Source organism: Segatella sinensis (assembly GCF_040095255.1).
In the GTDB taxonomy this organism is placed as follows: Bacteria; Bacteroidota; Bacteroidia; order Bacteroidales; family Bacteroidaceae; genus Prevotella; species Prevotella sinensis.
Map to the genome: position 1 here is coordinate 1 of NZ_JBBNGE010000049.1, position 25,367 is coordinate 25,367.

At 46.1% G+C, this 25,367-nt stretch carries 22 protein-coding genes and 1 pseudogene; 18 read left to right on the plus strand and 5 right to left on the minus strand.

The window, feature by feature from the left end; all coding sequences use genetic code 11:
* Positions 1–294: 294 nt before the first annotated feature.
* The 3 genes from AAAT87_RS12025 to mltG form a co-directional block, all read right to left on the minus strand.
* Positions 295–1,659 carry a PFL family protein gene (locus AAAT87_RS12025; protein ID WP_295023227.1) on the minus strand — a complete coding sequence of 455 codons (1,365 nt, stop codon included), beginning with the start codon at positions 1,657–1,659 and terminating at the stop codon, positions 295–297.
* 31 nt (positions 1,660–1,690) lie between these two features.
* On the minus strand, positions 1,691–1,963 hold the full coding sequence (locus AAAT87_RS12030; RefSeq protein WP_153096513.1) for an ACT domain-containing protein: 273 nt from the start codon (positions 1,961–1,963) through the stop codon (positions 1,691–1,693).
* 124 nt (positions 1,964–2,087) lie between these two features.
* Positions 2,088–3,140, minus strand: coding sequence for an endolytic transglycosylase MltG (gene mltG / locus AAAT87_RS12035; RefSeq protein WP_153090198.1), 1,053 nt, complete (start codon positions 3,138–3,140; stop codon positions 2,088–2,090).
* 372 nt (positions 3,141–3,512) lie between these two features.
* Between mltG and AAAT87_RS12040 the strand changes: the two are divergent.
* A pseudogene (locus AAAT87_RS12040) lies at positions 3,513–4,022 on the plus strand (carbohydrate-binding module family 20 domain-containing protein); the annotation flags it as partial.
* A 138-nt stretch (positions 4,023–4,160) separates the two neighbouring features.
* Entirely contained in the window at positions 4,161–4,814 is a 654-nt protein-coding gene (locus tag AAAT87_RS12045; protein WP_228112869.1) for an HAD family hydrolase, read from the plus strand.
* Here AAAT87_RS12045 and AAAT87_RS12050 read toward each other — a convergent pair.
* Positions 4,811–5,521 carry a LytR/AlgR family response regulator transcription factor gene (locus tag AAAT87_RS12050; RefSeq protein WP_295023231.1) on the minus strand — a complete coding sequence of 237 codons (711 nt, stop codon included), beginning with the start codon at positions 5,519–5,521 and terminating at the stop codon, positions 4,811–4,813. The two genes, AAAT87_RS12045 and AAAT87_RS12050, sit on opposite strands and share 4 nt — an antisense overlap.
* A gap of 366 nt (positions 5,522–5,887) precedes the next feature.
* On the opposite strand from AAAT87_RS12050, the gene AAAT87_RS12055 reads away from it, so the two are divergent.
* The 11 genes from AAAT87_RS12055 to AAAT87_RS12105 all read left to right on the plus strand — a co-directional run bounded on the left by AAAT87_RS12055 (position 5,888) and on the right by AAAT87_RS12105 (position 18,441).
* Positions 5,888–6,991 (plus strand): phosphatidylinositol-4-phosphate 5-kinase, encoded by a 1,104-nt coding sequence (locus AAAT87_RS12055; RefSeq protein ID WP_296971442.1) that lies wholly within the window; start codon positions 5,888–5,890, stop codon positions 6,989–6,991.
* A 107-nt stretch (positions 6,992–7,098) separates the two neighbouring features.
* Positions 7,099–7,542: a NanQ anomerase/TabA/YiaL family protein gene (locus tag AAAT87_RS12060; protein ID WP_295023233.1), complete on the plus strand. Its 444-nt coding sequence runs from the start codon at positions 7,099–7,101 to the stop codon at positions 7,540–7,542.
* A gap of 41 nt (positions 7,543–7,583) precedes the next feature.
* Positions 7,584–9,710, plus strand: a complete 2,127-nt coding sequence (locus tag AAAT87_RS12065) for an alpha amylase C-terminal domain-containing protein (protein WP_295023235.1) — start codon at positions 7,584–7,586, stop codon at positions 9,708–9,710.
* A 10-nt stretch (positions 9,711–9,720) separates the two neighbouring features.
* Positions 9,721–10,824 (plus strand): DUF6057 family protein, encoded by a 1,104-nt coding sequence (locus tag AAAT87_RS12070; RefSeq protein ID WP_296971377.1) that lies wholly within the window; start codon positions 9,721–9,723, stop codon positions 10,822–10,824.
* Positions 10,811–12,082: a tetratricopeptide repeat protein gene (locus AAAT87_RS12075; RefSeq protein ID WP_349226549.1), complete on the plus strand. Its 1,272-nt coding sequence runs from the start codon at positions 10,811–10,813 to the stop codon at positions 12,080–12,082. The genes AAAT87_RS12070 and AAAT87_RS12075 overlap by 14 nt, the downstream gene beginning before the upstream one ends.
* 64 nt (positions 12,083–12,146) lie before the next feature.
* On the plus strand, positions 12,147–13,466 hold the full coding sequence (locus AAAT87_RS12080; RefSeq protein WP_349226550.1) for a DEAD/DEAH box helicase: 1,320 nt from the start codon (positions 12,147–12,149) through the stop codon (positions 13,464–13,466).
* 302 nt (positions 13,467–13,768) lie between these two features.
* Positions 13,769–14,839 (plus strand): 3-phosphoserine/phosphohydroxythreonine transaminase, encoded by a 1,071-nt coding sequence (gene serC, locus AAAT87_RS12085; protein WP_295023243.1) that lies wholly within the window; start codon positions 13,769–13,771, stop codon positions 14,837–14,839.
* Between the two features lie 137 nt (positions 14,840–14,976).
* On the plus strand, positions 14,977–15,894 hold the full coding sequence (locus AAAT87_RS12090) for an NAD(P)-dependent oxidoreductase (RefSeq protein ID WP_295023244.1): 918 nt from the start codon (positions 14,977–14,979) through the stop codon (positions 15,892–15,894).
* 97 nt (positions 15,895–15,991) lie between these two features.
* On the plus strand, positions 15,992–16,357 hold the full coding sequence (locus AAAT87_RS12095; RefSeq protein WP_295023246.1) for a four helix bundle protein: 366 nt from the start codon (positions 15,992–15,994) through the stop codon (positions 16,355–16,357).
* A 56-nt stretch (positions 16,358–16,413) separates the two neighbouring features.
* Entirely contained in the window at positions 16,414–17,748 is a 1,335-nt protein-coding gene (locus tag AAAT87_RS12100; RefSeq protein WP_298530914.1) for a DUF1015 domain-containing protein, read from the plus strand.
* 105 nt (positions 17,749–17,853) lie between these two features.
* The gene (locus AAAT87_RS12105) at positions 17,854–18,441 is read left to right on the plus strand and encodes an IMPACT family protein (RefSeq protein ID WP_089543369.1); all 588 of its coding nucleotides are present in this window, start codon (positions 17,854–17,856) and stop codon (positions 18,439–18,441) included.
* A gap of 246 nt (positions 18,442–18,687) precedes the next feature.
* Here AAAT87_RS12105 and uvrB read toward each other — a convergent pair whose 3' ends face one another.
* Complete coding sequence (gene uvrB / locus AAAT87_RS12110; protein WP_349226551.1) at positions 18,688–20,796, minus strand: excinuclease ABC subunit UvrB; 2,109 nt, start codon at positions 20,794–20,796, stop codon at positions 18,688–18,690.
* A gap of 137 nt (positions 20,797–20,933) precedes the next feature.
* Here uvrB and AAAT87_RS12115 point away from each other — a divergent pair, with 137 nt between their 5' ends.
* The 5 genes from AAAT87_RS12115 to AAAT87_RS12135 all read left to right on the plus strand — a co-directional run bounded on the left by AAAT87_RS12115 (position 20,934) and on the right by AAAT87_RS12135 (position 24,981).
* On the plus strand, positions 20,934–21,800 hold the full coding sequence (locus AAAT87_RS12115) for an outer membrane protein assembly factor BamD (protein ID WP_295023254.1): 867 nt from the start codon (positions 20,934–20,936) through the stop codon (positions 21,798–21,800).
* Positions 21,801–21,858: 58 nt separating this feature from the next.
* Complete coding sequence (locus tag AAAT87_RS12120) at positions 21,859–22,206, plus strand: DNA-directed RNA polymerase subunit omega (protein ID WP_295023256.1); 348 nt, start codon at positions 21,859–21,861, stop codon at positions 22,204–22,206.
* A gap of 17 nt (positions 22,207–22,223) precedes the next feature.
* Complete coding sequence (locus tag AAAT87_RS12125; RefSeq protein ID WP_295023258.1) at positions 22,224–22,694, plus strand: DUF4293 domain-containing protein; 471 nt, start codon at positions 22,224–22,226, stop codon at positions 22,692–22,694.
* Positions 22,695–22,850: 156 nt separating this feature from the next.
* Positions 22,851–23,378 (plus strand): 30S ribosomal protein S16, encoded by a 528-nt coding sequence (locus AAAT87_RS12130; protein ID WP_089543364.1) that lies wholly within the window; start codon positions 22,851–22,853, stop codon positions 23,376–23,378.
* A gap of 112 nt (positions 23,379–23,490) precedes the next feature.
* A complete protein-coding gene (locus tag AAAT87_RS12135; RefSeq protein WP_349226552.1) occupies positions 23,491–24,981 on the plus strand; it encodes an MATE family efflux transporter in 1,491 nt (496 codons plus the stop codon).
* Positions 24,982–25,367: the final 386 nt, after the last annotated feature.

The window sequence follows — 25,367 nt, forward strand, 5'->3', positions numbered from 1 at the left end:
GTGATAGGAGAATTAGCTGTAAGTGATAGGAGAATTAGCTGTAAGTGATAGGAGAATTAGCTGTAAGTGATAGGAGAGGCAGCTGCAAGTGATAGGAGAATTAGCTGCAAGTGATAGGAGAGGCAGCTATAAGTGATAGGAAAAGTAGCTATAAGTGATAGGAGAGTTAGCTGCAAGTGATAGGTAAAGTAGTTGTACGATAATCTATTTTCCACAAAAGAAGGGGGGGGAGGCAAGCAGTCATAATAGACTGATGCCTCCCCCCAAACGATATGGAGAGTTTTATTAAATGTCTTAATTCTTAAAGCTGTGGATAGGAGCAGGAATGCGACCTACGCGATTTACGAAATCAGAGCAGCTGAACTGATTAACCGGCATGATTGGAGCATAACCCAACAAACCACCGAAATCTACAGTATCTCCCACCTTCATACCCACAACAGGGATGATGCGGACGGCAGTAGTCTTCTGGTTTACCATACCAATGGCAGCCTCATCGGCAATGACACCGGAGATAGTGGTAGCTGCTGTATCGCCAGGGATGGCAATCATATCCAAACCTACAGAGCAAACGCAAGTCATTGCCTCCAACTTCTCGATGGTAAGTGCACCTGCCTCTACGGCATTGATCATACCCTGGTCTTCAGAAACAGGGATGAAGGCACCACTCAAACCGCCAACATAAGAAGAAGCCATGATACCGCCCTTCTTAACCTGGTCGTTCAAAAGTGCGAGTGCTGCGGTTGTACCTGGAGCACCAGCACGCTCCAAACCGATCAACTCCAGAATATCAGCTACGCTGTCGCCGATGGCTGGAGTAGGAGCCAATGAAAGGTCGATGATACCGAATGGTATGTTCAGGCGGCGTGATGCCTCCTTAGCAACCAGCTGACCTACACGTGTAATCTTGAAAGCTGTTCGCTTGATAGTCTCGCAGAGAACCTCGAAGCTTTCGCCCTTCACCTGCTCCAAAGCATATTTTACCACACCAGGACCGCTGACACCTACGCTGACAACAGCGTCTGCCTCAGAAACGCCATGGAAGGCACCAGCCATGAATGGGTTATCATCAGGAGCATTGCAGAGAACAACGAGCTTAGCGCAACCCAAAGAACCGTTATCCTTGGTAGCCTCGGCTGTATCCTTGATGATTTCGCCCAGCAGGCGTACGGCATCCATATTGATACCGGTCTTGGTAGAACCTACGTTTACAGAGCTGCAGATGAAATCGGTCTGGGCCATAGCCTGAGGGATAGAACGGATGAGAAGCTCATCGCTCTTGCTCATACCCTTGCTTACGATGGCAGAGTATCCACCGAGGAAGTTGACACCCAATTCCTTGGCACATTTGTCGAGAGTCTTGGCAATCTTCACATAGTCATCGGTAGTCTTGCAGGCAGAACCACCTACGAGTGCGATAGGAGTGATAGAGATGCGCTTGTTTACGATAGGCACACCATACTCTTTAGAGATGTCCTCACCGGTCTTCACCAAATCCTTGGCGAGGCGGGTAATCTTATTATAAATGTTCTGACAGAGCTGGTCGAGATCTGAAGTGGCACAGTCCAGGAGGTTGATACCCATGGTGATGGTGCGCACGTCGAAGTTCTCCTGCTCAATCATCTTGTTGGTTTCGATAACCTCAGATATATTGATCATATTCCTTCTATTGCTTTTAAAAGTGATAAACTTAGATGCGGTGCATCATGTTGAAGATTTCCTCACGCTGGCATTTTACCTGAACACCAATGCTCTTGCCAAGATCAGCGAGTTCGTCGGCAACAGTCTCGAAAGATGCATTCATCTTACCCATATCAACAATCATCATCATGTTGAAGTACTCCTGTACGATGGTCTGAGAGATATCCAAGATATTGACGTCCTTCTCTGCCAAATAGGTACAAACTCTGGCGATGATACCTTTTGTATCCTTGCCCACTACTGTAATAATCGTTCTGTTCATGTAATAAATTATTTTATATGGAAAGTTTAATGCTGCAAATTTACAACAATTTAGGGAGACTACCAAATAAAAAACAGAAAACTTGCAAAATGACAGACATTTTGCAAGTTTTCTGATATATCGTTTACTTGATTCCTCTTTCGTTGAGTGCCTTGGAATATTTTGCAGCATTCTGCAGGTGTTCCTGATAGGTGCGGGCAAAATTGTGGGTGCCGCTGAAATCCTCCTTGGCGCACATATAGAGATACTCGTGCTTTACATGGTTGAGCACGGCATCAATGCCGGCAACCGATGGAATGCGGATTGGGCCAGGAGGAAGACCTGGATTCTTGTAGGTATTGTATGGGCTCTTGATGTACAGGAGGTTGTTGTAGATACGCTTCAATTCGAAACGCTTCCAGGCGAACTTGATGGTTGGGTCAGCCTGCAGTGGCATACCTTCCGGATACTCTGCATTGCGCAGCATCAGTCGGTTGTAGTACATACCTGCAATCATCGGTTTTTCGCCGTTGTTGGCAGTTTCCTCATCCACGATACTGGCAAGTGTAATTACCTGGTTAGGAGTGAGCTTCATCGTCTTGGCCTTCTCCGTGCGTTCAAAGTTCCAGAACTTGTCGCTCTCTTTCTTCATGCGTTCCAGGAATTTCTCGATGGATACATTCCAATAGATATCGTAGGTGTTAGGGATAAACATGCAGGCGATGGTGGCTGTATCGTAGCCCATCTTCTCGCAAACCGCCTCATCTGTGAGTGCCTTCTTGATTTCTGTGCTGTCGAGCATCAGTTTCTTGCTCAGCTCCACGGCGAGCTTGTCGATGGTGCGTACGGAAGGTATGGTGAGGTTGACTGGTTCCTGCAAACCGTTCTTCATGTGACGCCAGACCTTGAGTGCTCCGTCTCCAGGATGGATGGCGTATCTACCGGTGCGGATGTGGTCAGCATAGCCTGAATGAAGGGTGAGGGTGCGGAACGCCTGCATCGGGATGCTCTTGGCGATAGGCTGCACCTTATTATATACGGAGTCGATGTTGTCATCGGCGTCGATATACACATACTTGGTTTCGCTGCTTTTCGAGAATGATGAGAAGCAGTAGAGATAACCTACGATGGCAATGACGGCGATGCAGCCGATGGCGCCATAGAGGTAAAACTTAGAAGTTGTTTTCTTTTTCTTCATTTTCTTTATCTACTTAAAACATTTTCTTTTCTTCTTGAAATATTTCTGTTCGTCTTTGAACTTGATCTGTTCTTCTTGAAACATTTTGGTGCAAAAGTACAGTAAAAATGCCAAATAGCAAAGCGTAGTCAATTAAAATAGGTTAATTCGCTGATTCTTTATCCGTGGTATGAAGAATTTCATTACCTTTGCATCATTGAAACTGAGGAATATTGACATATTAAAACGATAGATGATATGAGAATGAAATTTACAATATCATACAAGGCAGAGTGGGGGGAGTCTTTGCATGCCGATATCACCTTCTTCGCACGTGACGGAAAGTGGAAGGTGGTAGATCTGGCGATGAACACAGTAGATGGTTATCATTGGATGGCTGAAACCCAAACTTTGGAAAACCGTCATCATCCCTTTGTGGCTGTAGCCTATTATTATAAGGTGGTAGATGCCGAGGGAAATGTGGTGCGCAGGGAATCTGTTGCTTCTCCTAGAGCCTATGTGTATGAGGCGAACAGAAACTATATCCTGTCCGACTTCTGGCTGGATGATGAGAATGAGCTGCTGGGCGGTTTCATCAACTATACGGCTCCGGTAGTCTGGACGGGTGATGAGGCAGCCAAGCTACCTCTGTTCGAGCAGACCGTGATCTTCAAGGTTTCTGCTCCTCAGCTTCACGAGGGTGAGGCTGTGGCACTGCTGGGTAATCATCCAACTTTGGGCGACTGGAATACCGACCATTATCTTCCGATGATTCATCAGGGTGGAACCAGTTGGGTGCTCTCCGTCAACGTACAGGCTTTGGAGGCTCCGCTGGAGTATAAATATGTGGTTGTGGATGCCAGGACCCATCAGTTCAAGAGATGGGAGTTTGGTGAGAATCGCACCATGGGAACAGGTATCGCCTATGGCCATGATGAGGAGCAGAAAGCCAACCGCTATGCGGTTAGCGGTTCGGATGAAATCCGACTTTATTCCAAGGATGTCTGTATCCTTCATGGCGGTGAATTTCGTGTGAAGAAGATGCCGCCTCATGCTCAGTTTAATTTCGATACCTATATCTTCGACTTGGATGGTACCTTGCTTTCTACCCTGGGCGATTTGGCTGCGAGCTGCAATTATGCTCTCAAGACGAATGGCTTTCCTGAGCGAAGCGTAGATGAGGTGCGCCGCTTTGTTGGAAACGGTGTCAAGAAACTGATGGAACGTGCCATACCGGATGGTTTGGAAAATGAGAAGTTTGAACAGGTGTTTGCCGATTTCCGCAAGCACTATATGATGCATAATCTTGATACCACGCAGCCTTATCCGGGCGTGATGGAAATGTTACAGGAGTTGAAGGATAGAGGCAAGAATATTGCCGTGGTGAGCAATAAGTTTTATGCTGCCACCCAAGCCCTCTGTCGCCATTTCTTTGGCGACTTGGTAGATGTGGCTATAGGTGAGCGTGAGGATATTCAGAAAAAGCCAGCCCCGGATACTGTAAATGAGGCTTTGCGTCAGATGAATGCCGATAGGGAAAGCGCTGTCTATATCGGCGACAGTGATGTAGATGTCATGACCGCCAAGAACAGCGGAATGCCTTGCATCAGTGTACTTTGGGGATTCCGCGATCTCGAATTCCTTATCGCACATGATGCTAGAATATTTGTTACATCCCCACTGCAGATCTGTTAGTTGATTCCGTGTTCTTCTACGAATTTCACCACATCATCCCTGTTTGTGTCAGAGATAGGCACCGCCAGTTTGCCATAGACTACCTTCATGTTCTGGATGTAGTCAAAATTAGTTAGATTGGCAATGAAAGAGCGGTGCACTCTTCTGAATTTCTGGCGCGGAAGTTTCTCTTCCAGGCGTTTCAGGTTGCCCAGGGTCATGATGTTGCGTCCGTCCGCCATGTGGAACTTCACGTAATCTTTCACGCTCTCGATAAAGAGTATGTTCTCGAAAGGAATTCGGGTGTATTTGCTTTCGTTCTTCACCACTACAAAGCCATCGCGCTTTATAGGGTTGTAGGCGTCGTCCTGCATATAATGGTCGAATACCTTCTGACAGGTCTGCATGAAGTCTTCGTATAGGATAGGCTTGACCAGATAGTCGAAGGCGTTCACCTTGTATGCTTCGATGGCATACTCCTTGAATGCGGTGGTGAAGATAATCTTCACGTTCATCGGCACGAGCTTGGCAAACTCAAGTCCGCTGATCTGTTGCATGTGGATGGCAAGAAACAGAATGTCAAGATGGCTGTGGTGGATTCCATCTACAGCTTCGATGGCGTTGTGGTACGCACCGATAAGATTGAGGGATGGTGTTTCTTCAACATAATGCTTCAGCAAAGCCAAAGCCTCAGGATCTTCATCTATGATGGCGCAGTTTAATATCATACTTATTTTTATTTTTTGATTAGTTGGATGGTATTATCATTTATTTGCCCTAATAACGGCTGATTTCCCGTTTTATTGTATCCGAAAGAACTTTTTTTCTAGAAATCTTATTTTTATTCTTTTTCCCTTAAATTTGCTTAATCTATTTGGCTGTTTGCCGAAAAAGCGTTACTTTTGGGGAGTGAATCGAATATATCGGTTCGGAATCGGTCAAACTCCGCTCTGGACTCGCAATCATGTGGCTCGGAAACGGTTGTAATACCGGTTCTTATTGAAATCAAAATGATGATAAACGACATGAATGATAAGAAAAACAATTCTATAAGATATTTTTCTGTAAGCACGTTTTTGCTTACAGGTAAGCAGATGATGCTGGCGATGATGCTGGCATGTTCGCCTCTTGCCATGTCGGCGCAGAAAATCTCGCTCGGTAGCTGCATCACCCGTGATGGCGGTCAGTATAAGGGAGAGATGGTAAGCGGCAAACCACAGGGCAAGGGATCTACCATATATAAGAATGGTGATACTTACGAGGGTGCCTACGTCAAGGGAAAGCGCAGCGGATATGGCGTATATACTTTCTCGGATGGCGAGAGATACGAAGGACAGTGGCTGCAGGACCAGCAGCACGGCAAGGGTACCTATTACTTCCAGAACAATAATAAGTATGTAGGACTCTGGTTCCGCGATTTCCAGCACGGACATGGCGTGATGTACTATTACAATGGTGATAAGTATGACGGCGACTGGTATAAGGATAAGCGACAGGGAAAAGGTACCTACACCTATTCCAACGGTGCCAAATACAAAGGCCAGTGGATGAACGACATGAAGAATGGAAATGGATTCTTTGACTGGGGAGATGGAACCACCTATGATGGACAGTGGGTAGATAACCAGCGCTCAGGCAAGGGTACCTTTAAATATGCTGACGGTGATACCTATATTGGTGACTGGAAGGATGATATCCAGGACGGTAAGGGTATCTACAAATTCCATAACGGTGATATCTATGAAGGTGATTATTCGCAGGGTGAACGTACCGGTGAAGGAATTTTCCGCTCAGCCAGCGGTTCGAAATACACCGGACAGTTTGTGGATGGCCAGCGTTCCGGACAGGGTACTTTCGTATGGAAGAATGGCGACATCTATGTTGGCAGCTGGAAAGACGACCTGCAGAACGGTAGGGGAAAGTTGACCAAGAAGAACGGCGACATCTTTGAAGGCGAGTTCAAGAAGGGATATGTGGACGGCAACGTGGTGATACATTACGCCAACGGCAACCGCTTCAAGGGTGTCTATCACAATGGTAAGCGTGAGGGCTTCTGTATCGAGGAAAACAAGGACGGCAAGCGCTTCGAGGGCAACTATAAGAAGGATGCACGCGATGGCAGATTCGTAGAGAAAGACTGCAATGGTCAGGTTACTGCCAAGGGTGTATATGAGAACGGAAAGCGATTTGAGGATTAAACTTCCGGCAAGATTGAATCTTTAGGATTTTAATATGCATCAGCATCTGTTCCTCTCTGAAATATAAACTTAAAAAAGTAGAAATCAATCACAAAATTTAATATACTATGGTAATTGATACATTAGACAATTTGGAGAAATATGTTTCTCTTAATTCACTCTTCGCAGAAGTAGTGAAGTTTATCAACGAGAATGATCTCACTAAGTTGGAGACCGGTAAGCATCCTATCCAGGGTGATGAACTCTTTGTGAATATCGCTGTAGCTCACGGCAAGACCGAGGAAGAAGCTACCATCGAAGCACATCGTCAGATGATTGATATTCAGATTCCTATGAATACAGAGGAAACCTATGGATATTCTCCAGTGAAGGATCTCCCGGAAGTGGAATACAACGAGGCTAAGGATTGCACCTTATATCCTGGTGTGAAGGCTCAGACACTGGTAACCTGCAAGCCAGGCCAGTTTGCTATCTTCTTCCCGCAGGACGGTCATCAGCCATGCATCGGCAAGGGTGATATCCATAAGGCTATCTTCAAGGTAAAGGCTTAAAAACCTTAATCAAATAGTAGAACCATCTAAAATCATGATATATGGCAACAGAAAAGAAAACTTCAGCTAAAAATACTACAGCAAAGAAGACAACAGCCAAGAAGGCTACCTGCAAGGCAACCGCCAAGTGCGCTACCAAGAAAACCGTGAAGGCTGCTGCCCCAAAACATATCGGACTCGTGAAGAACGATCCATATCTGGCAGACTTTGAGCCTGCTATCGTAGGAAGACATGAGCATGCGCTCTGGAAGCTCAACCAGCTTACCCGTAACGGCAAGATTTCGCTCAGCGATTTCGCCAACGGATACGACTACTTCGGATTGCATAAGACGGAGAAGGGATGGGTGTTCCGCGAGTGGGCGCCAAATGCTACAGATATCTATCTCATCGGCGATTTCAACGGCTGGCAGGAAAGCCCTAAGTATCGTGCTAAGCGTATCAAGGGCACCGGCAACTGGGAGTTGAAACTCTCGGAAAAGGCAATGAAGCACGGTGATCTCTTCAAGATGAAGGTGCACTGGGAAGGTGGAGAAGGCGAGCGTATCCCTGCATGGGCTAACCGTGTGGTTCAGGATGAGCAGACCAAGATTTTCTCTGCGCAGGTATGGTGCCCTGAGCCTTACAAGTGGAAGAAGAAGACCTTCAGACCTAACACCACTCCGCTGCTCATCTATGAGTGCCATATCGGAATGGGACAGGATGCAGAGAAGGTTGGTACCTACACTGAGTTTAAGGAGAAGGTGCTGCCACGTATCATTGAGGATGGTTACAACTGCATCCAGATCATGGCAATCCAGGAGCATCCTTATTATGGATCCTTCGGCTATCACGTAAGCAGCTTCTTTGCAGCCAGCAGCCGTTTCGGAACCCCTGAGGAGCTTAAGGATCTCATCGATACAGCCCATCAGAATGGCATAGCTGTCATTATGGATATCGTTCACTCTCATGCAGTGAAGAACGAGATGGAAGGTCTCGGCAATCTTGCCGGTGATCGTAACCAGTACTTCTATCCTGGCGACAGACATGAGCATCCAGCTTGGGACAGTCTCTGCTTCGACTATGGTAAGGATGAGGTGATGCACTTCCTCCTGAGCAACTGCAAGTACTGGCTCAGCGAATACCACTTCGATGGTTTCCGCTTTGATGGTGTAACCTCCATGCTCTACTATAGCCACGGTCTGGGAGAGGCGTTCTGCAATTACGGTGACTACTTCAATGGTCATGAGGATGATAACGCTATCTGCTATCTTACCCTTGCCAACTGTCTGATTCACGAGGTGAACAAGAATGCCATCACCATAGCCGAAGAGGTGAGCGGTATGCCTGGATTGGCAGCCAAGTTTGCCGATGGAGGCTATGGCTTCGACTATCGTATGGCGATGAATATTCCAGACTACTGGATCAAGACCATCAAGGAGCTGAAGGATGAAGACTGGAAGCCATCCAGCATCTTCTGGGAAATCAAGAACCGTCGTGCAGACGAGAAGACTATCTCTTACTGCGAGAGCCACGACCAGGCACTGGTAGGCGACAAGACCATCATCTTCCGCCTGATAGATGCTGATATGTACTGGCACTTCAAGAAGGGTGATGAGAACGGTATGGTTCACCGAGGCATTGCCTTGCACAAGATGATCCGTCTGGCTACTGCTTCTACCATCAATGGCGGCTACCTGAACTTCATGGGTAATGAGTTCGGCCATCCAGAGTGGATTGATTTCCCTCGCGAGGGTAACGGATGGAGCTACAAGTATGCTCGCAGACAGTGGAATCTGGTAGATAACAAGGATCTCTGCTATCACTATCTCGGCGACTTCGACAAGGAGATGCTCAAGACAATTAAGAGTGAAAAGAACTTTAACAAGACACCAGTTGTCGAAATCTGGCACAATGATGGCGATCAGGTACTCGCTTATATGAGAGGCGACCTGCTCTTCGTCTTCAACTTCTCGCCAACCCGCTCGTTTACCGACTATGGCTTCCTGGTACCTACCGGTGCCTATAGTGTGGTACTCGATACCGACAACAAGGCGTTTGGGGGCAACGGTTTGAACGATGACGAGATGACCCACCTCACCAACTATGACCCTGTGTATGTGAACGATCGCAAGGAGTGGTTGAAGCTCTATTTGCCAGCCCGTTCGGCACTGGTGCTCAAGAAAAATTAAACATAGATATATGGATCATAAAAGGAATAGCACGGCGAAGATGCGCTTCGCCTGTGCTATCATTTTTTTAGTTTTTGCTTATACATTCCTGGCTTGTTACCAGGCAGATATTCTAGCCGTGGCGCAGCATGTCTTATCAGAAGGTAAGACAGATTATTTCTATACGCTTGCACCGCTGCTTGTTACCTTTGTATGCTTTCTGCTGCAGTTGGGAGCATACGCGGTGACCCGGGTGAAGCGCCGCTTCCACGGACTTACTTATTTCCCTTCATTTCTTTTGCTGGCCCTGATTGCCGATGTGCCTACCCATGTAGATACCAGTGTGTCGCTGGGCTGGTGGTGGCTTGTCCTGCCTTTCAGTCTGCTGGGCTGGGCTGGCGTGATGTGGGTGGTCAGACAGTTGGAACCTCTTGAGCAGGAGCCACATAGCTTCGGTTGGTTCTCGCGTTACTCATGGGTGAACATCTCCCAGCTTGTCGTGATGATGCTGGCAGTTATCTTCATCACCAACAATGATCGCCTCTTTCACGAAAGAATGAAGATGGAACATCTGATGAAAGAAAAACAGTATGAAAAAGCTTTAGAGGTTGGAGAGAAATCCCTGCAGACCGATTCGTCGCTTACGATGCTCCGTATAGCCTGTCTTTACAGAACGGGCGAGCTGGGCAGTCGTCTTTTCTCCTATCCATTGGTAGGCGGCAGCCAATCGATGTATATCAATGGCACGTCCGTCAAGGCATTGATGTGGCAGGCTCCAGTGTGGATGTATGGAACATCGCCCTGGATGAAGAAACATCGTCTGAAGTATCGCCTCTCGAAGGAGTACGAGCTTTGTGCGCTCCTGCTCGACAAGAAGCTCGATGAATTTGTCCGCAAGCTGGTTAAGTATCACGAATTGACCAAGCTGCCAACTCATTACAAAGAGGCAATTTTGCTCTATTGTCATCTTCGGACGCATCCTATCGTAGAGTTTCACGACAACGTGATGGATGCCGATTTTTCCGATTATCAGTCGATGGAGCGTAAATATAGCAATCCGGTAGAACGCCAGTCTGTTCTCCGCGATACATACAGCAACACATATTGGTACTATTATGATTATGGAAATAAATAATAGATTGAGACATAAAATATCGGGATATAGAAGTAAATGGGGATATCCCTTTTTCCGCAACTTGGCGAGTGTCCTATTGTGGATGCTCCTTCTTGTACCATCAGCGGGCTTTGCCCAGAAGAAGGAAATACAATTGGCGAAGGATCAGGTGAAGTCGGGCAAGAACCTGCCTCAGGCGCAGGCAAGCATGCAGAAACTTCTGGCTGATTCTGCCAATCAGAACAACAAGAAAATCTGGAACCTCTACTTCGATGCCGTACGTAAGCAATACGAGCAGGGTAACGAAAAACTCTATCTCAAGCAGAAGTATGATACTGCCCAGCTCTTCAATTTCACCCGACAGCTCTTTGAGATTGCGCAGCAGTTTGATTCTGTAGAGATGGTTCCTAATAAAAAGGGAAAGGTGGAAATTGAATTCCGTAAGCAGCATGCTGATTATCTTTCTCATATCCGCACCAATCTCTTAAACGGTGGACTGTGGTTCCTCGGCAAGAAGCAGTATGCCGATTCCTATAAGTTCTTCGACCGTTATATAGATTGTGCCAACCAGCCGCTGTTCCAGTCGTACGATTACAGTCTGAAGGATAAGCATCTGCCTCTGGCTGCCTATTATGCCGTATATTCCGGCTATAAGATGAAGGATCCCAAGGCAACGCTGCATCATTCTTATGTAGCGCTGAAAGATACCGTGCATTACAACTATATGTTGCAGTATCTTGCTGAAACCTATTATCTGGAGAAGGATACAGCGCGCTATCTGGCATCGCTCAAGGAAGGATTCGAACGGGTGCCTACCTTCCCATATTTCTTCCCACGACTCGTGGAGTTTTATGTAGATATCAATCAGCTGGATTCTGCGATGGCAGTAGTAGATAAGGCGCTCACCATTGTGCCAGACAGTGATACGTATCTTGTTGCCAAGAGCAACATCCTCTTCGAACAGAGCAAGCTCCAGGAGTGTATCAAGGTAAGCGATAAGGCTATCTCCGTGAATGAGGAACTTGCCGATCCATATTATAATGCAGGCATCTGTTACTTCAATATGGCAGTGGAGCAGGATAAGAGTTCGCAGACTTCGAGAAAGGTGCGTGAACAGGTGGATGCCAATTACAGGAAGGCACTCCCTTATCTGGTAAAATACAGAAAGCTCCAGCCTGATGAGCAATCCAAGTGGGCTTTTCCGCTCTATACCATCTATCTGAACCTGAATATGGGTAAGGAGTTTGATGAAATAGATAAAATCATGAAGAAAAGGTAATCTTCTTACTGAAATAAGAGATTTTTCTCGATATATAAAAGATTTCTTTCAATAAAAAAAGACAATGATAGATAGAATTTTAGATAAGTTGGGTATCGAACTCAACGATATGCAGCAGGATGCGATGCAGGCCGTGCTGCACACCGATAGCGATGTGGTAGTGCTTTCGCCTACGGGTAGTGGTAAGACGCTGGCTTATCTCCTGCCGCTCTCGCAACTCATTGATGCCGGCGACGACGAGCCGCAGGCTATCGTGGTGACTCCGGGTAGAGAGCTGGCGCTGCAGTCTGCCACCGTGCTCAAGAATATGGGTAGCGGACTTCGTGCCATGGCTTGTTATGGAGGTCGTGCGACAATGGATGAGCATCGTGTGATGAAGCAGGTGCGTCCACAGATAGTCTTCGGAACTCCAGGCCGTCTGACCGATCATCTCGATAAGGGTAATCTGAACCGTTACCGTATCAGATATCTGGTAATCGACGAATTTGATAAATGTCTGGAAATGGGTTTCCAGGATGAGATGAGCCGTCTGGTGAAATCGCTTCCAGGCTTGCGCCGTCACTTCCTGCTTTCTGCTACCGAGGCTGAGGAGATTCCTCGTTTCGTACACATGGGCAGAGTAGAGAAGATAGATTATCGAATGGACGAGGAGCAGGTGCCTGAACGTGTACATATATATAAGGTGGAAAGTCCGGTGAAGGATAAGCTGGAGAGTCTGGGTATGTTGCTCCGCAGTTTGGGCGACCAGAGCACCATCGTCTTCCTGAACTATCGTGATAGCGTAGAGCGTACCAATAAGTATCTGGTGGAGCAGGGCTTCTCTACCTCTTTCTTCCATGGCGGTCTGGAGCAGAAGGAGCGCGAGGCTTCCCTCTATCGTTTCAGCAACGGCAGTGCCAATATCCTGGTGAGCACCGATCTCGCATCACGTGGTCTCGATATCCCAGACATAGATAACATCATCCATTACCACATGCCGGAAAGCGAAGATGGCTATATCCATCGTGTGGGTCGTACTGCAAGATGGGAGGCGCAGGGCAGAGCTTTCTTCCTGTTGGGGCCTGAGGAGCACATTCCGGAATATGTTGATGCAGAGGTAGAGGATTACGAGATTCCTGCCGTAGAGGAGTTGCCGATGCCTGCAAAGCCAAAAATGGCTACCATATATATAGGTAAGGGAAAGAAGGATAAGATCAGCAAGGGCGATATCCTGGGCTTCCTTTGCAAGAAGGGCGGATTGAATTCGTCTGAAATCGGAAAGATTGATGTCAACGACCGCTATGCCTATGCAGCGATAGCCCGACCAAAGTTGAGAAGTGTGCTCAACAATGTAAAGGGTGAGAAAATTAAGGGCGTAAAGACCATCGTAGAAGAAGTGCGATGATTCTAATGTAGATAAAAGCCTCTTCTTGGAAATTATATCCAGAGGAGGCTTTTCTTGTTATAAATTGATATTTATGGCATAAATATGCGATAAATATGTTAAAAGCACTGACAAAATGAAAGATTTTTGCCCAAATCGCTAAAAATGTGCAGGAAAATTTGGTAGATTCAAATAAAATATGTAATTTCGCATCCGTAAATCCATACATTAGGGTTGCTCAGTTGCCTAAATGGGTGGATTGCGCTTATACTGTTCCTGCTAACAGGAATAGCATAGTCAGAAAACTAAAATAATTAAACAAGATGAAGAAGTACAATTTTAACGCAGGTCCATCAATGCTTCCACGTGAAGTGATTGAGAACACAGCAAAGCAGATTTTGGATTTTAATGGTTCAGGTCTTTCATTGATGGAAATCAGCCACCGTGCTAAGGATTTCCAGCCAGTTGTTGATGAGGCTGTCTCCCTTTTCAAGGAGCTTCTTGACATTCCTGAGGGTTACTCCGTAATCTTCCTTGGTGGCGGTGCGTCGTTGCAGTTCATGCAGATTCCTGCCAACTTCCTCATCAAGAAGGCTGCCTACATTAATTCTGGTACTTGGGCTAAGAAGGCAATGAAAGAGGCAAAGCATTTTGGTGAGGTCGTGGAGATCGCATCATCGTCCGACGCCAATTACACTTTCTATCCTCAGGTTCCTAACGTTGTGCCAGCCGATTGTGATTATTTGCATCTCACAAGCAACAATACAATATATGGTACCGAACTCCGTGTAGATCCAGACGTGAACGTGCCTTTGGTTTCTGATATGTCATCAGATATCATGAGCCGTCCTGTGGATGTTTCCAAGTACACCGCCATCTATGCTGGTGCCCAGAAGAACCTCTCTATGGCTGGTGTTACCGTTATCATCGTCAAGGATGATATGCTCGGCAAGGCTCCTCGCGAGATTCCTACCATGCTCGACTATCGTACTCACGTAGAGAAGGGTAGTATGTTCAATACTCCTCCTGTAGTTCCTATCTATACTTTGATGGAGAACCTCCGCTGGTTGAAGGCAAATGGTGGTGTAGAGGCTGCTGACAAGCGAGCTCACGAGCGTGCAGAGGTCCTCTATGCAGAGATTGACCGCAACAAGCTCTTCAAGGGTACCGTGGAAGAGGCATCCCGCTCATTGATGAACATCTGCTTCGTGATGAACGATGAGTACAAGGAGCTGGAGAAGCCATTCCTTGATTTCGCTACAGAGCGTGGCATGGTTGGTGTCAAGGGTCACCGTTCTGTAGGTGGTTTCCGTGCCAGCTGCTACAATGCACAGACCATGGAGGGTGTTCAGGCACTCGTCAAGGCTATGCAGGATTTTGAAGCTAAGTATTAACATTGAACTTTGAACATTGAACTTTGAACTTTATGATTACTCCAAAGATTATATATCTATGTGTAATCTGGAAATATTGAAAAAGCAAATCATAAAGTTCAAAGTTCAAAGCTCAAAGTTCCAAGTAAAATCGCAATATGAAAGTATTAGTTGCAACAGAAAAGCCATTCGCAGCAGCTGCTGTTGAGGGCATTAAGAAAGAAATAGAGGGAGCAGGCAACGAGTTGGTACTGCTCGAAAAATATACAGAGAAGGCTCAGCTTCTCGATGCCGTGAAGGATGTGGATGCGATGATTATCCGTTCTGACAAGGCTGATGCCGAGGTGCTCGACACTGCCAAGAACCTCAAGATCATCGTTCGCGCCGGTGCTGGTTATGATAATATCGACCTGGCTGCTGCTACTGCTCACAACGTAGTAGCTGAGAATACTCCTGGTCAGAATTCTAACGCTGTAGCCGAGTTGGTATTCGGCTTGCTGGTATTTGCCGTCCGTAATTTCTACAATGGCAAGGCTGGCTGTGAGCTGAAGGGTAAGAAGTTGGGTATCCTGGCATTTGGTAACGTGGGTCGCAATGTAGCTCGCATCGCCAAGGGCTTCGGCATGAATGTGTCTGCTTATGATGCCTTCTGCCCTGCAGATGTCATCGAGGCTGCAGGTGTTCATGCCGTGAAGTCTCAGGATGAGTTGTTCCAGACTTGCGATATCGTATCTCTTCATATCCCTGCTACTCCAGAGACTATCAAGAGTATCGATTACAAGACAGTGAACCAGTTGCCTAAGGGTGGTATTCTTATCAATACAGCCCGTAAGGAGGTCATCAATGAGCCTGAGCTCCTGAAGCTTCTTGCTGAGCGTGAGGATTTGAAGTTCATCACCGACATCAAGCCAGATGCTGATGCAGACTTCGCCAAGTTCGAGGGCCGCTACTTCTCAACCCCTAAGAAGATGGGTGCGCAGACAGCCGAGGCTAACATCAATGCTGGTATCGCAGCTGCCAAGCAGATCAATGCATTCTTTGCAGATGGCTGCACCAAGTTCCAGGTAAATAAGTAATAATAACATTGAACTTTGAGATTTGAACTTTGAACTTTATGATTACTGATAATCGTATAGTTTTTGTTCGAGTCTCAAAGTTTTGTGGTTTTTGGTTATGTTAGAAAGAAAAATCGTAGAGAATGATATTTATGTTTTATCTAAGGCTTTCGCTTTACGAATAGTTAAGTTATATAAGTTTCTTACTGAACAAAAACATGAATTTATTATTTCTAAGCAGCTGTTACGAAGTGGTACTAGCATTGGAGCCAATGTACATGAAGCTAAGAATGCGCAATCTCGTCCGGATTTCTCTTCTAAAATGAATATTTCATTAAAAGAAGCATCTGAAAGTAGTTATTGGTTGGATTTATTATATGATGCAGAATACATTAATAAAGAAGCTTATGATTCTATATCTGATGATTGTGAACATCTACAAGCTGTTTTGATTAAAATTGTAAAATCTACCAAGCATCAATAAAGCTAATCATAAAGTTCAAAGTTCAAAATTCAAAGTTCAAAGTAAATTATAACATTATGGCAATAGTAAAACCTTTCAAGGGCATTCGCCCTCCAAAAGATTTAGTAGAGCAAGTTGAGTCTCGTCCATACGATGTCCTCGATTCTGAGGAAGCTCGTGCCGAGGCTGGCGATAACGAGAAAAGCCTTTATCATATCATTAAACCTGAAATCAATTTCGAGCCGGGTACCTCAGAGTACGACCCTCGTGTTTATGAAAGTGCTGCAGAGAACTTCAGGAAGTTCCAGGAGAACGGCTGGTTGAAGCAGGATGATAAAGAACAGTATTATATCTACGCACAGACTATGAATGGCAAGACACAGTATGGTCTTGTTGTGGGTGCATACGTAAATGATTATATGACGGGTGTCATCAAGAAGCATGAGCTTACCCGCCGTGATAAGGAAGAGGACCGTATGAAGCACGTTCGTGTCTGCAATGCAAACATCGAACCTGTCTTCTTTGCTTATCCTGATAATCCGGTGCTCAATGAGATTCTGATGCGTTATGCTGCTACAGCACCGGAGTATGATTTCATCGCTCCGATCGATGGCTTCCGTCATCAGTTCTGGATAGTCAGCGATGATATGGATATCGAAACCATCACCGCTGAATTTGCCAAGATGCCTAGCCTCTATATCGCCGATGGTCATCACCGTTCTGCTGCTGCAGCATTGGTAGGCGCAGAGAAGGCGAAGCAGAATCCTAACCATACAGGTAAGGAGGAATACAACTATTTTATGGCTGTCTGCTTCCAGGCTAGCCAGCTTACCATTCTTGATTACAACCGTGTTGTAAAGGATCTGAATGGTCTGACATCAGAACAGTTCCTCGATGCTCTTACCAAGAACTTCGAAGTTATTGAGATTGATGCGATTAATGTGAATGTATCAGGCGATGAGGAGGGTATCCCATGCTATGAGAAGATTGCCATTGATGAAGCAATCGAGCAGTTTGGCTTGGATATCCTGAAGCCTGCCGCTCTTCATTCTTTCCTCGTGTATCTCGACGGTAAGTGGTATGGCTTATTTGCCAAGCCAGGAACCTATGATGATGAGGATCCTATCGGCGTGCTCGATGTAGATATCTCTTCCCGTCTGATTTTGGATGATATTCTGGGCATCAAGGATTTGCGTTCTGATAAGCGTATCGACTTCGTGGGCGGTCTTCGCGGACTCGGCGAGTTGAAGCGTCGTGTAGATAGTGGCGAGATGAAGATGGCATTGGCCTTGCATCCAGTTACTATGCAGCAGATTATGGACATCGCTGACAGTGGCAAGATTATGCCTCCTAAGGCAACCTGGTTTGAGCCAAAGTTGCGCAGCGGATTGATTATTCACAAACTTGACTAACTTTGAGCTTTGAACTTTGAACTTTATGATATGTTTTCTGTTGTTTTAAACAAAAAGGGTAATCATAAAGTTCAAAGTTCCCAGTTCAAAGTTCAATGTAAAAATATGATTGACGAGTTTAAAACTATATCAGATACAGTAGGCGAGGGATATTACACCGAGAAAAGGAGTAAGTTTCTCGCCTTTGCTCACCACGTTACCACAGTTGACGAGGTGAAGGAAATTGTTGCCGGGTACCGTAAGAAATATTACGATGCCCGACATTGTTGTTATGCCTATATGTTGGGTCCGGAGCGCACGGAGTTTCGTGCCAATGATGATGGAGAGCCTTCTTCTACGGCAGGAAAACCGATACTGGGACAAATAACAAAGGCGGAATTGACGGATATCCTGATTGTCGTAATCCGCTATTTCGGAGGAGTCAAGCTGGGTACCAGCGGATTGATTGTTGCCTATCGTGAAGCAGCGATAGATGCCCTGGCGCATTGCGAGGAGGTAACGCAGCAGGTAGAGGAAATCGTAACCTATGATTTCACCTATCCGATGATGAATGATGTGATGAGGATAGTGAAAGAGATGAATCCGCGCATCGTGGATCAGACTTTCGACAATACTTGCAGCATCAAGTTATCTATCAGGAAGAGCGAGGCTGAGCAATTGCGTACCCGCCTGAAAAAACTTTCCTTCGAATAATTTCGGGAAGTGAATCGCTGATTTTTCGCAAGTTAGCGCCACACGCCCTGAAAGGGCAGAAGCTCCTAGCCCAGGGCAACGCCCTGGGTATAATAGCAATCAACAAGGCGCCCTGTAAGGGCAAAAGCTTTACTAAACACCTGGTTTTAAAGCTTTTGCCCTTACAGGGCGACAGGCTTGCGGGCATAAAAAACCCAGGGCGTTGCCCTGGGCTAGGAGCTTCTGCCCTTTCAGGGCGTGCTGCTTCTATCCTTTTTCTTCCAATTCTTTCTGCAATCGGATGATTTCGTCACGATATTGTGCAGCCTGCATGAAGTCGAGGTCCTTGGCGGCTTGCTTCATCAGAGCAGTGGTATTGGCAATGCTCTTTTCCAGTTCCTCTCTGTTCATGCTGCGAACGATAGGGTCGGCAACCATCGTGGCGCTATCTGGTTCGATATAGACACGCTGTCTGGACCCTTCGGCTCCCTTGATATTCTTATGATCCATGATGCCTTTGGCTTTCTCGGCACTCTTGATGCTCTTGATGGTGGCTGCACCTGAAGCTGCTTCTTCTTCCTTGCCCATAGGCAGGGCAGAGGTAATCGCCTTCTGAATCTGCTTTGGCGTAATTCCATGGTCGGCATTGTATTTCAGCTGGATGCTTCGTCGGCGGGCAGTCTCATCAATGGTCTTCTGCATGCTGTCTGTGATATTGTCCGCATACATAATCACCTTGCCGTTCACGTTTCTGGCAGCACGGCCGGCGGTCTGGGTCAGGGAACGGTGACTGCGCAGGAATCCCTCCTTGTCTGCATCGAGGATGGCAACAAGCGATACCTCAGGCAAGTCTAGACCCTCGCGGAGCAGATTCACACCCACCAGTACATCATACACACCAGCTCGCAGATCGTTCATGATCTTCACGCGGTCGAGCGTTGCCACATCGCTATGGATATAGGCAGCCTTTACATTGTGGTTCAGCAGGAACTCAGTCAGCTCTTCTGCCATACGTTTGGTAAGGGTGGTGATGAGTACACGTTCATCCCGGTGGGTTCTGGTCAGAATCTCATCGAGCAGATCATCAATCTGGTTTTCGCTTGGGCGTACTTCAATCTCCGGATCGAGCAATCCGGTAGGACGGATCAGCTGTTCTACTACCACACCTTCAGATTCTCTCAACTCATAGTCGGCTGGGGTGGCACTCACATAGATGGCCTGATGAATCATACTGTGAAATTCCTCGAAAGTGAGCGGACGGTTGTCGAAGGCGGCAGGCAATCGGAAACCGTATTCCACCAGGTTCTTCTTTCGGGCTCTATCGCCACCATACATCGCCCCGATCTGCGGAATGCTCACATGGCTCTCATCTACTACCAGAAGGAAATCTTTCGGGAAGAAATCGAGCAGGCAGTATGGACGCTCTCCTTCATGTCGGCCATCGAAATATCTCGAATAGTTCTCGATACCCGAGCAGTGGCCCAGCTCCTTGATCATCTCCATGTCGTATTCCACACGTTCCTTGATGCGCTGTGCCTTGATGCCATCGCCTATGCTCTTGAAGAATTCTTCCTGCTTCACCAGGTCGTCCTGTATCATTCTGATGGCGATTTCCTGCTGCTCCTTGCTGGTTACAAAAAGGTTGGCAGGATAAATCTCATATTCTTCGAAGGAGGCAAGTCGGTGATAGGTGAGGGAATCTACCTCCTCGATGCTGTCTATCTCGTCATCCCACCAGGTTACTCGCAGCACATTGTCGCTGTACGCCATGAAGATATCTACCGTTTCTCCCTTTACGCGGAAGTTGCCACGCTGCAGTTCGATGTCGTTTCTTACATAGAGGGCATCTACCAGTTTCCGGAGAAATTCATTTCGGTCGAGTTGCTGTCCCCTGTGAATCTTGATGATGTTCTCCTGCATAGCTACTGGTCCACCCATACCATAGATGCATGATACGGAAGATACCACGATGACATCTTTTCTGCCTGAAAGTAAAGCGGAAACGGCACCCAGACGGAGCTTGTCGATCTCATCATTGATGGCGAGATCTTTTTCTATATAGGTATCCGTGGTTGGCAGATATGCCTCCGGCTGGTAATAGTCGTAGTAGGAAACGTAATACTCCACGGCATTATCGGGGAAGAAGCCTTTCATCTCCTGATAAAGCTGGGCGGCAAGCGTCTTGTTATGACTCAGGATAAGAGTCGGCTTGCCCACGTTGGCTATCACGTTTGCTACGGTGAAGGTCTTGCCGGAACCGGTTACGCCAAGCAACACCTGTGCGGGCTCTCCCTGCTGGATGCCTTCGGTGAGTTGTCGGATGGCTTGCGGCTGATCACCCGTCGGTTGATATTCTGATGTGATTTTAAAGTCCATAATCTCTGTTTTTGGGTGCAAAAATACAAAAAAAACGGCATTAATCGTTATAAAGATTAATTATTTGCGAAAAAATGTATTTTTTCTTTTGATAATAAGCAAATTATCTGTAACTTTGCATCCACAAAAGTAAAAATATGAAGAAATCAATACTAATCGCAGCTAGTGTAGCATTGCTTCTTACTGGCTGTGCGAGCGAATATAATCAGGTATATAAGGCAGCAACACCTACCTATAAGTACGAGTATGCCAAGCAGTGTTTTGCACAGGGCAAGTATTCTCGTGCCATTCCTCTGTTGCAGGAAGTTGTAACCATGAAGAAGGGCTCAACTGAGGGTGAGGAGTGTCTCTATATGTTGGCGATGTCTGAGTATGGCTTGAAGGATTACGAAACGGCATCAGAGTATTTCAAGAAATATTATGCCAGCTATCCGAAGGGACAGTATGCAGAGATGGCGAAATACTTTGTGGGTGAAAGCCTCTATCAGAATGCTCCGGAGCCTCGACTCGACCAGAGTACTACTTATACTGCGATTACAGCCTTCCAGGAGTTTCTCGATCTCTTCCCGGATGCTCATCTCAAAGCTCAGGCAACCAACCGTCTCTTTGCCTTGCAGGATCTCCTGGTAGAGAAGGAGTATAAGAGTGCACGCCTGTACTTCGATATGGGTACTTACTTCGGCAACTGCACCAACGGCGGCAACAATTATGAGGCTTGCATCGTTACAGCGCAGAATGCCCTCAAGGAGTATCCTTACAGCAACAAGCGCGAGGAATTTGCTACACTCATCATGAAGAGCAAGTATGAACTGGCGAAGATGAGTGTTGAGAGCAAGCAGCTGGAGCGCTATCAGGATGCTGAGGATGAATGCTATGGTTTCATCAATGAGTATCCGGATTCTAAGGAGCGTGCCACTGCCGAGAAATATATCGAGAAATGCAAGGCTTTCGAGAAGGCTCATCCTGAGGATACACTCGACAAGCTCGCAGGGGACAACAAATAATGCCCCTCACAGCTTACTAGTAGAAAACGATAGAATAATATATATAGTACTATAAATTATGGATTATAAGAAATCAAAAGCACCAGTTAACACAGTTACTCGTAACATCATGGATCTCTGTGATGATACGCATAACATTTACGAGAGTGTTGCAATCATCGCTAAGCGAGCTAACCAGATTTCGCTTGAGATTAAGCAGGACTTGAGCAAGAAGCTCTCTGAGTTTGCTTCTTACAACGATTCTCTGGAAGAGGTCTTCGAGAACCGTGAGCAGATTGAGATCTCTCGTTTTTATGAGAAGTTGCCAAAGCCAACTTTGATTGCTACAGAGGAGTTTATAGAGAAGAGCATTTATTGGCGTGATCCAAGTATGCCAGCTCACTCTTCTGATGAGGATGAACTCTAAACAAGACAGGTAGAGTTATGATACAGCGTAAACAAACCCTGTTTTTGCTTTTAGCTGTTATTGTATGTGCGTTGGCTCTGTTCTTTCCTATTGGCAGTATAGCGCCAGAGGAAATGGGAACAGACAGTATGGTTTACAATCTGGGTGTGGTGACAGGCGAGGGCGCTCTTGCTGTCTCTGCCACCTGCATCCCTCTGTTTGTCCTGCTCAGCGTAACAGCAATCTTATCGTTGGTAACGATATTCCTTTATAAGAATCGCAAGGTACAGATGAGTATCTGCAAATGTACCATGCTGCTTCAGGTATTGTGGGTGATAGATTATGTCTTGATTCTCCTGGGTATCATTCCTATTCCAGAGATTCAGGGCAAGATGGGCATCGAGTTTGCTGCCTGTCTGCCAATCGTCAGCCTGATACTTGTCGCTATGGCATATAAGGGTGTAAATGATGACGAAAAGCTGGTAAAAGCCGCTGATCGCATCCGATAAAGCCCTGATTCTTAAAAGAAATGCTAAAAAAGCCTATAAAATAGGAGAAAAATTTGTGGGTACCAAATAAAAGTAGTACCTTTGCACCCGCTGTCACGAGATGACAGCATAAAATTCAAACCTCATTAATAATTAAATTAAAATTAGATTTAAAAAATGGCAACAAAAATCAGATTGCAGCGCGGCGGTCGTAAGAACTATGCTTTCTATAGCATCGTAATCGCTGACGTTAGAGCACCACGTGATGGTAAATTTACTGAGAAGATTGGTACTTTCAACCCTAACACCAATCCTGCTACTGTAGATTTGAATTTCGAGCGCGCACTCTACTGGGTAGAGACAGGTGCACAGCCAACAGACACAGTTCGCAACATCCTCAAGGGCGAGGGCGTTTACTTGATGAAGCACCTCAAGGGTGGCGTTAAGAAGGGCGCATTCGACGATGCTGAGGCTCAGAAGCGTTTCGACGCTTGGAAGAATGGCAAGGACGCTAAGGCTTCTGCTGTTCGCGAGGGCGACGCTAAGGCTAAGAAGGAAGCTGCTGCTAAGGAGCTCGAGGCTGAGAAGAAGATGAACGAGGCAATCGCTAAGAAGGTAGCTGAGAAGAAGGCTGCTGCTGCCGCTGCTGCTGCAGAGGCTGCTGCTGAGACTGAGGCTACAGAGGAGGCTCCAGCTGAGGCTTAATCTTCTAAAAGAATCTTCTTTGGAGATTGAAAACTATAAAGGTCGATTACTCTTATTTAAGGGTGTCGGCCTTTTTTTTGCAATAAATCTCCTGGATTTGCGTTAAAGTATTATGGGAAAGACTAAGAAAATGGATGAAAGACTGGATTCAGAAAAGAACAGCTATTCGCATATATTGAAATATACCGGATTGTTTGGAGGAGTACAGGGGCTGAATATGCTCGTTGGCGTAGTCAGGAATAAATTTACCGCTATGTTCCTGGGACCTTCAGGTATGGGATTGCTGTCTCTTTTCAATTCTACTTCCAATTTTCTTTCTTCTGTTTCCAATCTCGGTATTCCTACCAGTGGCGTTAGAGTGGTTTCTGAGGCAGATACCGGAAACGGGATAGACCAGGCTGTTGCCCAGGTCCGTTCACTCTCTGTGCTTTCTGCTTTTCTGGGTGCTTTGATTTGTGCTCTTTTAGGCCCCTTGCTTAATCTCTTCACCTTTTCGTGGGGAAACCATACCCTGCATTTCATTTTGTTGGCTCCTACTATCTTCTTTACCATATTGGCTGGTGGCGAGACGGCTATTCTCAAAGGATTGGGTAAACTCAAGGCATTGGCGGTGCAGTCTTTTTTATTAGCGCTTTTGTCTTTGCTGTTTTCTGTACCCATCTATGGCTGCTTCGGAGAGCAGGGTATTCTCGTAGTACTTTTTCTGTTGGCATTAAGCCAATGGTTTCTTGCCTTTTGGTTTTCACGTAAGGAAAAGCCGTTTCGCTTGTGCTTTTCCAGGAGTCAGTTGGTTAAAGCTTTCCCGATGGTTCGTCTGGGACTCTCGTTTGTCTTGGCTGGAATGATGAGTAGTGGGGCAGAATTTCTGGTAAGAGCCTTTCTCAATCAGCAGGGAGATCTTGCCGTGGTTGGTCTTTTCAATTCCGGTATTACCCTGGTGTTGGTGTATGGTGGTATGATCTTTTCGGTGATGGAAACTGATTATTATCCCCGTCTTTCTGCAGTAAAGAGTGAGGAGAGTGGTATGGTCGAGGCGGAAAACCGTAATCTGATTGTAAACAGACAGTTAGAGATAAATATTCTCTTGATGGGTCCAATCATCATTGCCATCATCCTATTGCTTCCTATAGCCATACCATTATTATACAACAATCAGTTTCTAGGTGTCTTGGGTATGACTCAGATTGCTGCAGTAGGGTTATTATGGAAGGCGTTTTATCTGCCGCTGGAGTATATACCTTTGTCTAGGGGTGAGGCTCGGATATTTTTAGTTCAGGAATGCTTTTGCGTATTATTGCTCATCGTCAGTGAAATCATCGGCTATCTATGGTATGGTTTGGATGGTTTGGGAGCAGGTATTGTAGTAGCCTATGTTCTGGAGTCGATGGGAGTCTTTGTTTTCTGTCATTTTCATTATGCCTATCGCCTGAGTTTCATGGCAGGCAAGCATCTGGTGGTTCATCTTCTGAATCTGCTGCTGACAGGAGGTGTAGTATGGTTGTGGGATGCAGATTCCTGGGGCTATTGGCTGCTGGGTCTTTTCCTGTTCCTGGATTCCCTGGCGTATAGTCTCTCGAAAATTCACCATTCGTTGAAGCAGTAGAATATACAAAGCTTTTGCCCTTTCAGGGCGTCTTGCTGATTGCTCTTATACCCAGGGTGATACTCTGGGCTAGGAGCTTCTGCCCTTTACCTTTCCCTTCGGCCGGTGACCGTTGGTTCAGGGCGTGTGGGGGAGGTGCTTACTTAAGTTTAGTAAATAATATTACAAGTCTTGGATTATCAAAATTATCTTTAAGGAGAAATATTTTTTCCCTTAAAGAAAAATATATTTTTCCTTAAGGATATTTTTATTTTTCCTTAAGGGAAAATTTTGAGTCTCTACTTTCCTTATTTTACGGGGCTTTAAGTATGAGCCCACTTTAAAAAGTAAGGCCTGTTTAAAATGTTTATATTTCATGATAATAATCTTCGATTTATGCTGTTATC